Genomic DNA, 12965 nt, shown 5'->3' on the forward strand with positions numbered 1-12965 from the left:
TTGTGCCTTAGGCAAATCTACTAAAAAAGTTGAGCGGATTATAATGGAATTAGATATTTTAGATGCGCTTGGCGAAGGCTGGACCCTTACGCCAGCAGGTGGAATCACAGGAGAAGCGTACATCGCTTCAACCGGACAATCGAAGTTGTTCTTAAAACGAAATTCATCGCCGTTTTTGGCGATTTTATCCGCAGACGGAATCGTTCCGAAGCTATTATGGACGAAACGGATTTATAGTGGGGACGTCATCAGCGCCCAACAGTTCATTGAAGGCGACGAGTTGGAGCCCGAAATGATGGAACGTCCTGAAGTAGCACGTTTGCTTGGGAAAATCCATGATTCGAAGGAATTACTGTTCATGCTACAACAGCTTGACCAGCGCCCGATCGAACCTGATGAGTTATTGCGACAATGTCGTTTGTACTTTCAACCGGATGATTTAGAGGATCCGGAGCTCGTGGAACATGCGATGGTTTACCTCGAACAAAATCTGGAGCAGGTCAGAACGGATGAGCAGGTCGTTTGTCATTCAGATTTGAACCATAATAACTGGTTGACGGGAGCAGACGGTCAACTCTATCTGAACGATTGGGATGATGCGATCATTGCTGACCGTGCGTACGATCTTGGAATGATGTTATATAGTTATGTCGACGAAGCGGCTTGGCCAGAATGGTTCGAACATTATGGACATCCTTTGACGAGTGATTTGAAGCGACGCATGCACTGGTATGTCGTGGCGCAAGCAGTATTGTCACTCTACTGGTATGAAGATACGCGTCATCCGGATGTCGACGACAGTTATCATTTTCTTGAACAGCTACTTGAATACTCAAACGACTAAAAAGCGTGTCATTCCGAAAGGGAACGACACGCTTTTTTGCTTAACCTTCTGCGATTTTAATCTCTTTTTCAATATCGTGACTTTCGAGATCTGCCGATCGATAAGCCGCTGTCGTCGGTAGACGTAAATCAAGTTGCGGCTTTTCTTCGAATGTGACGGTGACGTTCTTAACTGTGTAGTCAAAGACGTGACCACCACCTGCGCGAGCAGCATCGATGAAATGAAGGTGATATCCGGCGACGGCGATACCGTGACCAAATCGTGGTGTATAGTATCCGGCAAGCGTTCCTTCCGTGTGCTTGAACGTACGAGCGCTTTGAGAAGCGACAGCTTCCGTGATTGGAACGAACGGTTTTTCCTGGCGTGCGACGGTGCGTGTCTGAACCTCCGTGAATGTTCCGTCAATCCGGATAGCATAAAAGCTATTGATCGTTGGGAGTTGTTCGTTCAGCCAGTGCTCAAACGTCGCTTTTGACATCTCTTCCGTCACGGTCAGGGTTTGTTCCGGCTCGAAACGGGTTAATGTCGCGAAAGGTGTCGTCGTCTCAGGTTGGAGCGGTCGAGCACTACCATCTGAGCGGAGTTGATAGAATTGACCATCGAATCCAATCATCTCACCGTCTAAGTGGTCAAACGTTCCGATACCGAAATCACGTTGATCAAGGACGGAAGCGTACGTGACTTCACTCTCAAATACGCCGTCAAGTAGTGCCATCATCGTTGAAATCTGGACGAGTGTTTTATCGTGTGCCATGTGAATCCTCCTTAGTTCAATTGATCGAGATGAACTTGTTCTCCGAGCGCGATGTTGTCACGGTAATCGATCGGTACATCGACGATGACGGGACCGTCTGTCGCGAGTGCTTCATCCATGATTGCTGCGAGTTCCGAAGGATGATTGACGCGGAGTCCTTTTGCTCCAAAGCTTTCCGCATATTTGACGAGATCGACGTCACCAAATGACGTACCGGATTTCCGTTTGTATTTCATCTCTTGTTGGAACGCGACCATATCGAATCCGCTGTCGCGCCAGACGAAGTGGACAAGTGGTGAGTTCAAACGGACAGCTGTCTCAAGTTCCATTGCAGAGAAGAGGAATCCGCCGTCACCTGAAATCGAGACAGCTTTCTTTCCGGGACGAACGAGTGTAGCTGCGATTGCCCACGGAAGTGCGACGCCGAGCGTTTGCATTCCGTTACTAAAGAGGAGATGGCGCGGTTCGTACGAACGGAAGTGACGTGCCATCCAAATATAGTGTGAGCCGACATCGACCGTGACGGTGACATCGTCCGCAATTTTTTCACGCAACGTCTTCATGAAATAAAGTGGATGCGTCAACGGAGAATCCGCGACAGGAGGAACATCACGATCGACAAGACGTTGATGCAATCCTTCAAGGAACTGAACAGAGCTTTCAGGTAATGTGAGTGGTTGCAGGCGTTCAGCGATCGCGTCGACTGTTTTCGCCATATCACCGACAAGCTCATGATCTGGACGATAGAAATGATCGATTTCGGCACGCATTTGATCGATGTGAACAAGCGTCCGGTCGTGCGTTGGTTGGTTCCAGAATTTCGGGTCATAACCGATTGGGTCATATCCGATCGAGAGGACAAGATCCGCTTCTGCAAGTAACGCATCTCCCGGCTGATTGCGGAACAATCCAACACGTCCGTAGAAATTCGATTCAAGCTCACGTGATAACGTGCCGGCTGCTTGGAATGTCTGAACGACAGGAATCGAGACGTTTTTGAGTAACGAACGAATCGCGTGTACGACGTCTGGTTGACTCGCACGCATACCGAGTAACAAGACAGGGAGTTTTGCCTCTTGAATCAGACGGGCTGTTTCATCGACCCATGCTTCTGGTGCAACACCAAGCTTTGGTGCTTCAACTGCACGGAACGCCGTGACGTTCGCTTCGCTTAGCCCGACGTCTTGCGGGATACTGACGAAAGCAGCTCCAGCTGTCGTTTCAGCTGTTCGGAAAGCATTCGATAATACTTCTGGAATGTTGTCGGCATCTTGCACTTCAGCACTAAAATTCGTAATCGGTGTAAAGAGTGCCTGATTGTCCATCGACTGATGTGTTCGTTTTAAACGATCGGCTCGCGTGACAGCTCCGGCAATTGCGACAACAGGGTCACCTTCAGAGTTCGCTGTCACAAGACCAGTCGCTAAATTTGATGCCCCAGGACCAGATGTCACAAGGACGACACCCGGTTTGTCCGTTAAGCGTCCGATGGCTTGAGCCATGAATGCAGCATTTTGTTCGTGCCGTGCAACAATCAGTTCAGGTCCCCGGTCCTGTAACACATTGAAGACGGAATCGATTTTGGCGCCGGGAATACCGAAGATGTAATCGACACCCTGCTCGATGAGTGAATCGACGACGAGATCCGCACCTGTTTTCTTCTGTACTAGTTCTTTTGAATCACTGTTTTTATTTTCGTTCATTACAATTCTCCTTTTTACCAACGTTTTTGGTGTTCGATAGCTGTAATAAAGTATCTGTTTCAAAAAAAGTATACATCTGTTTCATGGTAAAACCAACCTAAAATCATTTAGAAAATAAAAAAAGTACCTTGTGTATGATTACACAAGGTACAGAGATTGCCCTTATTCGACGTCGACTTTTCCGAAAGTCGCCCAGACGAACAAAGCAGTGATTCCCAAGACGAGAACGATGGGAGATGCCCAACTAATCAAGAAATCATCCACAGTATAGCCCTCCTTTTCGGTTCTTACGTACCTTAAGTGTATTAGAATGCTCACTATTTCTCAAGTGACGAACTGCTGAACATTCTTCGATAGGAAACGAAGAAGTTCTTATATAATTACCCGAATCATGATAAACTTATCTGCGGATAATTTAAGTTTGGAAAGGATGAACGATAGTGCGTTTACGACATAAACCATGGGCGCAGGATTATATGAAGGAACAATCCTCGATCTATATAGCAGAACCAGCATCTCTTAAAGGAGCATGGGCTAGCGAGTTCAAGAATGATAACCCGATCTACATCGAAGTGGGATCAGGGAAAGGAGCTTTCATTACCGGAATGGCGCACCAACACCCGGATATCAACTTCATCGCGATCGAACTATTCGAAAGCGTTGCCGTGACGATCGTTCAAAAATTGGTCGAAACACCACAATCGAACGTTCGCGTCTTGACGGTCGATGCAAAAGACCTACGTGATTACTTTGAAAAAGGTGAAGTGTCCCGCGTGTACTTGAACTTCTCTGATCCATGGCCAAAGACACGTCATGCGAAACGCCGCTTGACGTATAAAACATTCCTCTCGACATATGAAGATATTTTACCGGCGAAAGGTCAAATCCACTTCAAGACAGATAATCGGAAGTTGTTCGAATCGAGTTTGATGACGATGTCAGCATACGGCATGCGCTTCGACTGGATGTCACTTGATTTACATGCGAATGAACCGGAAGATAACGTCCGAACAGAGTACGAAGAGCGTTTTTCATCAATGGGTCAACCGATTTATCGGATGGAAGCAACGTACCAAAATTAATTTAGACAAAAAGTTTTCTTATTTTCCTGGTATTTCTTTCACACTTTTTTCTTATTAATTGGTACAATGTTGTTGACTGAAGAACTTGTACTTATAGGTAAAGGGGGAATTTGGGGATGTGGCAGAAAAGCTTAGCCTTCGTAACGGCGCTCTTTCTCGCATTAAGTATCGGTCAATCGGTACTTGCTGCGGTTGATACCTCAGAAATGACGAAAGCATTAAATGAGGAATTACCAACGACGCATTACGATTATAAAAAAGGTTCGGTCGAAATCGAGGATCCGAAGACGTTCACGAATGAAAAAGGAGAAGAAGTCATTGGCGGAATCGCTGTCATCGAGACAGTCCGTGACGGCATCTTCATCACGATCAAACGTGAAATCCACTTCTTCAATGCCGATAGCGGTAAATTGTTGACGAGTGCCGATGCTGCAAAAGTTGATGGCGTAAAAGAATACATCGACGGTAACTCGGATAATCTTCAACAAAAAGTCGTCTACTGGTTACCGATGCTCTTGATGTTGTTGATCATCGCTGTACCAGCGGTCATCTTATACATCGTTGTTCCACGTCTATACTCGACGACGGAATACATGAACCCGATCTACGAACGCAACGACAACCCGCGTTAATTAAGAAAAAAAGCCTCTATCCGATCGGATAGAGGCTTTTCTCATGCAAGCAACACGAAGATGAAAGCAAGTATGGCAGGCAAGCCTTGTTTGAGTAAAATGGAGCGATTGGCAGTCACGGCGCCATAAAGCGCAGCGATAATGACACATGCTAAAAAGAACAATTGAACAGCCACATCCTGACGAATCAGACCAAATACTAGTCCGGCTGCTAAAAATCCATTATATAAGCCTTGATTCGCAAAAAGTGTCCGAATTTGTTGTGATGCAACAGCTTCGTCCGTTAAACCGAACGTTCGACGAGCCGCTTTGGAAGAAAGAAAGAACATTTCAAGTGCTAAAATATAAAAGTGTTCCAAAGCAACGAGGATAACGAACAGCGTAGCAAGAATCGACATGAATCATACCTCCTTCAGATGAACGTGGAAAAAAGACCGTACTTCATCGATCGAAGCACGGTCTTTTGATTAAGCGTATTCGAGTAAAGCGCCAGTTTCGGCATCAACTGTGAATTGATACGTTTTTTCGTCATCACCTTCAAGGACCGAGATGCCACCTTTGTAGCTTTGGTAGTCACGTGACTCATATGCGTAAGCCTCTGGTGTTGCAGAGATCCATGCACCTTGGACACGTCCTTTTGCTGAAAATGTGCGTTTCGTGATTTCGAGCGCTTCCTCGGCAGAAAGTTGTTTGTTATCAACGGCTTTCTTCACTGCGAAAGCGGCGACGACAGCTGCTGCCAATCCGATAATCCAATAGCGTTTTTTCATTAAAATTCCCCTCCTTACAGGTTCTATTCCTACTGTACCAAATAATTCGTTCAGAGAGAAACAAAAGGTTAAGTGATAGAAGCAATTTTTTGTATAATGAGAAGCAGGAGGCGATACATATGAATGAAAAAACGAGAGAGTTATTTCGAACACTGACGGAATTGAACGGGGCACCGGGGTTTGAGCACGACGTTCGTCAGTTCGTTCGCGAGCGCATCACACCTGTCACGGATGAGATCGTTACGGATGGGCTTGGTTCGATTTTTGGAAAACGAACAGGCGATGCGACAGGGCCGAAAGTCATGGTTGCCGGGCACATGGACGAAGTGGCATTCATGGTGACGCAAATCACGAAGAACGGAATGTTGCGGATTCAACCGCTCGGTGGCTGGTGGAGCCAAGTGTTGCTTGCGCAACGCTTCTCGATCTGTACGGACAACGGTGTCATCCCTGGTGTCATCGCATCGATTCCACCACACTTATTGACAGAAGAAGTGCGCAATAAGCCAATGGCGATCAAAGACATGTTCATCGATATCGGTGCAGACTCAAAAGAAGAGGCAGAATCGTTTGGAGTACGTCCAGGTATTCCTGCCGTACCATTCTTCCCGTTCACACCGATGGCGAATCCGAAGAAGATCATGGCGAAAGCATGGGATAACCGCTATGGTGTCGGAATGGCGATTGAATTGTTGGAAGAGACGACAGCGGCGGATCATCCGAACATTTTGTTCTCGGGTGCAACGGTTCAAGAAGAAGTTGGATTGCGCGGTGCGCAAACAGCGACGGCACTCATCGATCCCGACGTCGCGTTCGTCGTCGACGCTTCTCCTGCCAATGATGCATCAGGAGACAAAACGGAATTTGGTCAACTCGGACAAGGACCATTGCTTCGAATTAAAGACAGTGTCATGATCCTCTCAAAAGAGATGACGGATTACGTCCTCGATACGGCAGAATCGAACAAGATTCCATACCAATATTATGTCGGTGCAGGTGGAACCGATGGTGGTGTCATCCATCGTTCGAATAATGGGATTCCAACGACAGTCGTTGGTTTACCAGCACGCTACATCCATACGCATGCATCGATCATGCATACAGATGATTATGATGCGGCGAAGGAATTGCTTCGGAAACTCGTCACGAACCTCGATACGACGACACTCGCGACGCTACAAGTCAAGTGAATGACATGACAGACAGTGGATGTGAATCCGCTGTCTGTTTTTGTTTAATAAGAACGACGTAAGCATGAACTGTCTTGTCAGTTGGAAAAACAATGTAGTCGGATAGAAAGGAGATTTGATATAATGATACGCGATGTTAAGAAAAGGACGTGACAAGATGTTCAAACAAAAAGGGATCTCACTTAGCCCTAAAGTATATTTCATCACCGTATTAAGTTATATGGCACTTGGTTTGTTTAGTTCGTTGATCATGGGTCTCATCATCCGAACGATTGGTGAGGGACTGGTCGATCGTGGTGTAGAGGCGAAGTTCCTCATTCAGTTAGGAGAGCAGGCGATCGCACTGACTGGGCCAGCAATCGGTGTGGCTGTAGCGTTTGCACTTGAGGCACCACCGCTGATCTTGTTCGCAGCAGTTGCCGTTGGTGCGTTCGGATATGAAGCAGGAGGACCAGCAGGTAGTTACATTGCAACGCTTCTTGCGACAGAGGTCGGAAAACTCGTTTCAAAGACGACGCGACTCGATATTTTATTGACGCCGTTCGTTACGTTACTAGCCGGATTCGTTGCCGGACGTTACGCAGGAAAGTGGATTGGAAAAGGCATGACGGATCTCGGTGAGTTGATTCGTTGGGGAACGGAACGCGAACCGTTATTCATGGGAATTTTCGTTGCTACCGTCATGGGTCTTGCATTGACAGCGCCGATTTCGAGTGCTGCGCTTGGAATCATGCTTGGTTTGGATGGACTTGCTGCAGGGGCAGCGACGATCGGTTGTGCGGCACAGATGATTGGGTTTGGCGTCATCAGTTACCGTGATAACGGAATCGGTGGTGTGGTTGCTCAAGGGATTGGAACATCGATGTTACAAGTAGGGAATATCATTCGAAATCCTTGGATTCTTCTACCACCAACTGTAGCCGGTGCAATCCTAGCGCCATTTGCGACTGTTCTATTAATGCTTGAGAGCAATCCGGAAGGTTCTGGTATGGGTACGAGCGGATTCGTTGGTCCATTGATGTTATTAAAAACGATGGGGTTCGAAATGGAGTATTACCTAGCAGTCGCTGTCCTCTGTTTCCTTGCGCCCGGCATCATCAGTTATTTCATTTATCGCATATTACGACGTCTCGGTCGGATTCAAGATGGCGATTTAAAAATCGAATATTAAATACAAAAAGCTGATTCTAAAGGATACGCCTGTTTGACCGGATGGTGGACGAACAAGCATATGACTTTTTGAATCAGCTTTTTTCATAAAGAGAATCCGAATGAACTTGAATAAAAACTCGTAAAGAAAACGTAGAGGTAAATGAGGTAAAGTGGAGTCAAATACCGCATGCGTACGACAGGCAATTTTCGAGCGAGTCGTTTTCCGAGTGCTTCGAGTAAAATGATGATCGCAAAACCGACGACCAAATACAAAAAGATTTCGGGTAAGCTTCGTTCGGAATCAATGAAGGAATAGCCGTAACGTAAACAACTCGTCATGCCAACGAAGCCGACGAAGCGTTCGAACGGATGTTTGATTGGTTGATCTGCCATAGTGAAGTCCTTTCCAGGTGTTTTCTAGTTGCAGTATAGCAAACCAAGCACGAAAACGCACAGCCACAATTGAATATGCTATGATGAGGGCAATGACTTCTAGGGAAATCAAAGGAGGAAATCATCATGAAAACATTACAATCCAAACAAGAATTCGATACAGCAAAACAAGGAAATGCCGTCTTTTTATTCTCAGCAAACTGGTGCCCGGATTGCCGCTTCTTAGATCCGTTCATGCCGGAAATCGAGCAAACATTTAACGGCTTCGAGTTTTACTACGTCGATCGCGACGATCATATTGAAATTGCCCAGGAAATGGACATCTTCGGAATTCCGAGTTTTGTTGCATTCCGCGATGGTGAAGAGACAGGGCGTTATGTCGGGAAAGAGCGGAAGACACCAGAACAGGTGACAGCATTTTTAGAGACGGTTTAAGAAAAAAGCGAGCGCTGACTCGCTTTTTTTCATGATAGAAAGGATGAATTCGAATGGAACTACAACAAATCCGAAGAATGATGACACAAACATTTGAAGAAGAAGGGTACACGACATATTTCGATCGTGAAAAGTCTGTATTACGAATTGAGCGAAAGCACGATAAATCAGGCGTTGATGTCGGATTGAATCCGCTTGTCGCAAAAGCAAAACGAAGAGGTGTCATCGCAGTCGAAGAGACGATCGAATATATCCGTGCTGTACTCGGACAAACGGATCAAATCTCACTCGTTGGACAAGAACAAAAAATCTTTCCTGTCATTCGCGCTAAATCGTTTGCCGATACGACAAAAGAAGGGAAGACGCTCGTCAGTACACCACATACGGGTGAGACGAAAATCATGTACGCACTTGATTTAGGGGCGACGTATCGTTTGATTGATGAGGAGTTACTGGCGTCTGCTGAATGGACAGCTGAACAGTTATCAGAAGCAGCGCGTTTTAATGTGAAATCGCTTGAAGCGCCATTTAAACAAGACGAAGTCGCAGGGAATATCTTTTATTTCTTGAGTCTCGGCGACGGATATGAGGCGAGTCGTGTTTTGAACAAGACTTTATTAGCCGATTATGCGGCGCAAATCGAAGGAGAATTCGCAGTCGGAATTCCGCATCAGGATGTCCTGATTTTCGCTGATATTCGGAATGACGCCGGATATGATGTCTTACAGCAATTGATGTTTGACTTCTTCTCGAACGGTCGTGTACCGGTCACGGCACTGCCATTCTTATATGAAAATGGCAATCTGGAGCCGGTCTTCGTCCTTGCGAAAAACAAGCAGCCGAAAGAGTGAAGAATCTGATACAATAGGCATTGTGAGAAAGACGGAAGGGAGTCATGGATTGAATGAATGTGTTTTATAATAAAGAGGGCGTCGGCGACGTCTTAATGATCATTTTGGAAGACGCACCACGTGCGGAAGTGACAGCGACTCGTGAAGGAGATGTAGCAACTATCAAGCATGGTGATCGTGTCGTCGGTTACAACCTGTTTGATGCTTCGACTACGTTTACGATCGAGACACAAGGACCGGTTGAATTGACGGAAGAATTGGCAACACGCATCCAAAAGGAACTGGCGAGTCGAGATATCGAATTGTCACTCGAACAAGTGGATTATTCTCCGAAATTCGTTGTTGGGTTCGTTGCTTCTTGCGAGAAGCATCCGGATGCTGATAAATTATCGGTCTGTCAGGTAGAAGTAGATAACGGAACTTTACAAATCGTTTGTGGAGCACCGAATGTAGCGGCGGGTCAAAAAGTAGTCGTTGCTAAACCGGGAGCGGTCATGCCGTCTGGGTTAATCATCCGTCCTTCAGCGTTACGCGGCGTACCATCAAGCGGTATGCTCTGTTCAGCGCGTGAGCTCGGACTTGTCGATGCACCACAAGAAAAAGGGATTCTTGTACTCGATGATACAAAAGCAGTAGGGGAAGCATTCTCAATCGGTCGATGATTCGACCGATTTTTTAACAAGATGGAGGGGTGAACGTATGAGTAATCGTTATGAACAGTCACTAAAAGAGCAGGCTGCCCGGATTCGTCGAGAGCTTGCAGGGGAACGTGAGACAAAGCCGGTAGAACGTCCGAAAAAAGAGGAGCGTGAAGATCGCTTCGTTTTAACGGATGTGCCTTCACCGATTTATGGATTCCAACGTCCGAAGCAATCTGCATCGGAAACCGTAAAAGCTGCGGAAGAAACGGAAATGAGTGAGCAGGTTTCGGAAACAGTCGAAGAGGGAAATACTGATGAGGTTGCTTTGACGGATCAAGAACTGATCGCGCCAGAAGTCGTATTAGAAGAAGCGGAAGCAGATGCTGGTCTTGTACCGGTGACGGACGTCGAATTACTCGTACCGGAACCTCACACAAGTGAAGAACTCGTGAGAGAAGAAGTACCGACTGTAACCGAAGTAGAAGAAACGGACGTAACTGAAACATCTTCCAACAGTGAGACGATGGAACAATCAGCTGATCCGACAGAAGTCGTATCAGACGAAGCGAATGCTGGTCTTGTACCGGTGACGGACGTCGAATTACTTGTACCGGAACCTCACACAAGTGAAGAGCTCGTAAGAGAAGAAGTGCCGACCGTAACCGAAGTAGAAGAAACGGACGGAACTGAAACATCTTCCAACAGTGAGACGGCGGAACAATTAGTTGTTCCGACAGAGACATCAAGTGAAGAGTCTGCTGATGAAAAAGAAGCTGAGCAACAAGCGGAGAGCTTCGCACCGACTTTTGATCCATCTGCTATTGAAGTAGATCAAGATCCATCTGTTACTGAGGTGGATAAGCCTGTTCAGTCGGAAGTGAAAAAACCGGTCGGACCGCCTGTTAACGTCGTCATGACGACGAAAGACTTGATGGCGATGTATCGCGCACGTCGAGAACAAAATAATTTACATGGTAAAAAATAAATCGGTTTGCTATAATGGTACAGGTTTTGTACCCGAGCCCGATGGTACGGACCGGAACGTGAATTGGAGGGCTTTTATATGACAAAGTATCATTTTGTTGGAATCAAAGGAACAGGGATGAGTGCGCTCGCCCAAGTACTACATGAGATGAATCATGAGGTGCAAGGTTCAGACATCGAAAAGCACATTTTTACTGAAGACGCGTTACGGGCTAAGGGAATTCCATTTTTCCCGTTCAATGCGGATAACATCAAAGAAGATTATGTCATCATCCAAGGGAATGCTTTTGGAGATGATCATCCAGAAATCGCACGGGCAAATGAACTTGGTTTAACCATCCATCATTATTACGATTTCTTAGGACACCTAGCAAATGAATATCGTTCGGTCGCCATTACAGGCTCACACGGAAAAACGTCGACGACAGGTTTGCTTTCACACGTCTTGAGCGGTATCACGCCGACAGCTTTCTTGATCGGAGACGGGACAGGGGCAGGAGTAGAGGATGCGAAAGCATTCGTCTTCGAGGCATGTGAATACAAACGTCACTTCTTATATTACAAGCCGGACTACGCTATCATGACGAATATCGACTTCGATCATTCGGATTATTTCACAGGAATCGATGACGTCGTTTCGGCATTCCAAGAAATGGCGATGCAGGTTAAGCAAGCGATCGTTGCTTGTGGAGATGATGAGCATCTTCAAAACATTCAAGCGAATGTACCTGTTCTCTATTATGGATTTGGAGAAAACAATGATTTCCGCGCGGAAAACGCGACGTCAACGCCAGATGGTACATCATTTGATGTTTATTTACGTGATGATTTCTACGGCACGTTCCTCATTCCAGGATTCGGTCGTCATCATGTCTTGAATGCACTCTCTGTCATTGCGATCTGTCAGTACGAAGGATTGAGCAAAGACGACGTTGCTGAACGTTTAGCCACATTTGGTGGTGTAAAACGTCGCTTCAGTGAGTCGGAATTCGGCACACAAATCCTAGTAGATGACTACGCGCACCATCCGAAGGAAATCAGCGCGACGATTGAGTCGGCACGGAAGAAATATCCGGACCGCGAAGTCATTGCGATTTTCCAACCGCATACGTACACACGCTTGAAATCATTTATGGATGATTTCGCGACTTCTTTACGTGAAGCAGATGCGACATATCTATGCGAAATCTTTGGATCGGCACGTGAGCAGGAAGGGCAAGTTCGCGTCGAAGATCTGCAGGAGAAAATCCCGCAAGCTTCTATTCTGACGCGCGATAACGTGTCTGTTCTACGTCAGCATGAAAATGCTGTGCTTCTGTTCATGGGAGCGGGCGATATCCAAACGTATCAGCATCAGTATCAAAGTGTGAAATAAGCGAGAATCAAAAGTGTCACTCGACTCGAGTGGCACTTTTTTTGTCGTATTTTTGAATTATGATAGTAATTTCAAAAAACCGATGAGGAAAATCTAAAATAGGATTGCATCTTGAAAAAAAGTTTGAAATAGTGTGTATGTGTTGAAGTTATTAACAGA

Annotated in this window: 16 protein-coding genes; 10 read left to right on the forward strand and 6 right to left on the reverse strand. The window is 46.2% G+C overall.

Annotation, left to right across the window (positions count from 1 at the left end):
- Positions 1-43 precede the first annotated feature (43 nt).
- Positions 44-844, forward strand: coding sequence for a phosphotransferase family protein (locus KNQ18_RS02650; RefSeq protein ID WP_087681261.1), 801 nt, complete (start codon positions 44-46; stop codon positions 842-844).
- Between the two features lie 40 nt (positions 845-884).
- Here the strand turns inward: KNQ18_RS02650 and budA are convergent, their stop codons facing one another.
- The 3 genes from budA to cydS all read right to left on the reverse strand — a co-directional run bounded on the left by budA (position 885) and on the right by cydS (position 3565).
- Positions 885-1598, reverse strand: coding sequence for an acetolactate decarboxylase (gene budA, locus KNQ18_RS02655; RefSeq protein ID WP_214805288.1), 714 nt, complete (start codon positions 1596-1598; stop codon positions 885-887).
- A gap of 11 nt (positions 1599-1609) precedes the next feature.
- On the reverse strand, positions 1610-3301 hold the full coding sequence (alsS, locus tag KNQ18_RS02660; RefSeq protein WP_050678597.1) for an acetolactate synthase AlsS: 1692 nt from the start codon (positions 3299-3301) through the stop codon (positions 1610-1612).
- A gap of 162 nt (positions 3302-3463) precedes the next feature.
- Positions 3464-3565, reverse strand: a complete 102-nt coding sequence (gene cydS / locus KNQ18_RS17480; RefSeq protein WP_023469087.1) for a cytochrome bd oxidase small subunit CydS family protein — start codon at positions 3563-3565, stop codon at positions 3464-3466.
- 176 nt (positions 3566-3741) lie between these two features.
- On the opposite strand from cydS, the gene trmB reads away from it, so the two are divergent.
- Entirely contained in the window at positions 3742-4383 is a 642-nt protein-coding gene (gene trmB / locus KNQ18_RS02665; protein WP_023469086.1) for a tRNA (guanosine(46)-N7)-methyltransferase TrmB, read from the forward strand.
- Between the two features lie 116 nt (positions 4384-4499).
- Positions 4500-5015, forward strand: coding sequence for a hypothetical protein (locus tag KNQ18_RS02670; RefSeq protein ID WP_058703918.1), 516 nt, complete (start codon positions 4500-4502; stop codon positions 5013-5015).
- A gap of 41 nt (positions 5016-5056) precedes the next feature.
- Here KNQ18_RS02670 and KNQ18_RS02675 read toward each other — a convergent pair whose 3' ends face one another.
- Positions 5057-5413 carry a DUF1304 domain-containing protein gene (locus KNQ18_RS02675; protein WP_058264707.1) on the reverse strand — a complete coding sequence of 119 codons (357 nt, stop codon included), beginning with the start codon at positions 5411-5413 and terminating at the stop codon, positions 5057-5059.
- A gap of 69 nt (positions 5414-5482) precedes the next feature.
- Positions 5483-5785, reverse strand: coding sequence for a PepSY domain-containing protein (locus tag KNQ18_RS02680; protein ID WP_012371126.1), 303 nt, complete (start codon positions 5783-5785; stop codon positions 5483-5485).
- 119 nt (positions 5786-5904) lie between these two features.
- On the opposite strand from KNQ18_RS02680, the gene KNQ18_RS02685 reads away from it, so the two are divergent.
- Positions 5905-6975: a M42 family metallopeptidase gene (locus KNQ18_RS02685; RefSeq protein ID WP_035396484.1), complete on the forward strand. Its 1071-nt coding sequence runs from the start codon at positions 5905-5907 to the stop codon at positions 6973-6975.
- Positions 6976-7132: 157 nt separating this feature from the next.
- Positions 7133-8146, forward strand: coding sequence for a PTS sugar transporter subunit IIC (locus KNQ18_RS02690; protein WP_149427730.1), 1014 nt, complete (start codon positions 7133-7135; stop codon positions 8144-8146).
- Positions 8147-8229: 83 nt separating this feature from the next.
- On the opposite strand, the gene KNQ18_RS02695 is transcribed toward KNQ18_RS02690, so the two are convergent.
- Positions 8230-8520, reverse strand: a complete 291-nt coding sequence (locus KNQ18_RS02695) for a hypothetical protein (protein ID WP_023469080.1) — start codon at positions 8518-8520, stop codon at positions 8230-8232.
- Positions 8521-8646: 126 nt separating this feature from the next.
- Between KNQ18_RS02695 and KNQ18_RS02700 the strand changes: the two genes are divergently transcribed.
- From KNQ18_RS02700 to murC, 5 genes are all read left to right on the forward strand, one after another.
- Entirely contained in the window at positions 8647-8955 is a 309-nt protein-coding gene (locus KNQ18_RS02700) for a thioredoxin family protein (protein ID WP_023469079.1), read from the forward strand.
- A gap of 53 nt (positions 8956-9008) precedes the next feature.
- The gene (locus KNQ18_RS02705; protein ID WP_214771134.1) at positions 9009-9806 is read left to right on the forward strand and encodes a DUF1444 domain-containing protein; all 798 of its coding nucleotides are present in this window, start codon (positions 9009-9011) and stop codon (positions 9804-9806) included.
- A 53-nt stretch (positions 9807-9859) separates the two neighbouring features.
- Positions 9860-10468 (forward strand): YtpR family tRNA-binding protein, encoded by a 609-nt coding sequence (gene ytpR / locus KNQ18_RS02710; protein WP_058264712.1) that lies wholly within the window; start codon positions 9860-9862, stop codon positions 10466-10468.
- Between the two features lie 37 nt (positions 10469-10505).
- The gene (locus KNQ18_RS02715) at positions 10506-11432 is read left to right on the forward strand and encodes a hypothetical protein (protein WP_214771131.1); all 927 of its coding nucleotides are present in this window, start codon (positions 10506-10508) and stop codon (positions 11430-11432) included.
- Positions 11433-11510: 78 nt separating this feature from the next.
- Positions 11511-12806, forward strand: coding sequence for a UDP-N-acetylmuramate--L-alanine ligase (gene murC, locus KNQ18_RS02720; RefSeq protein ID WP_023469075.1), 1296 nt, complete (start codon positions 11511-11513; stop codon positions 12804-12806).
- The last annotated feature ends 159 nt before the right edge of the window (positions 12807-12965 follow it).

The organism is Exiguobacterium sp. s78 (genome assembly GCF_018618985.1).
GTDB classification, from domain to species: Bacteria; Bacillota; Bacilli; order Exiguobacteriales; family Exiguobacteriaceae; genus Exiguobacterium_A; species Exiguobacterium_A abrahamii.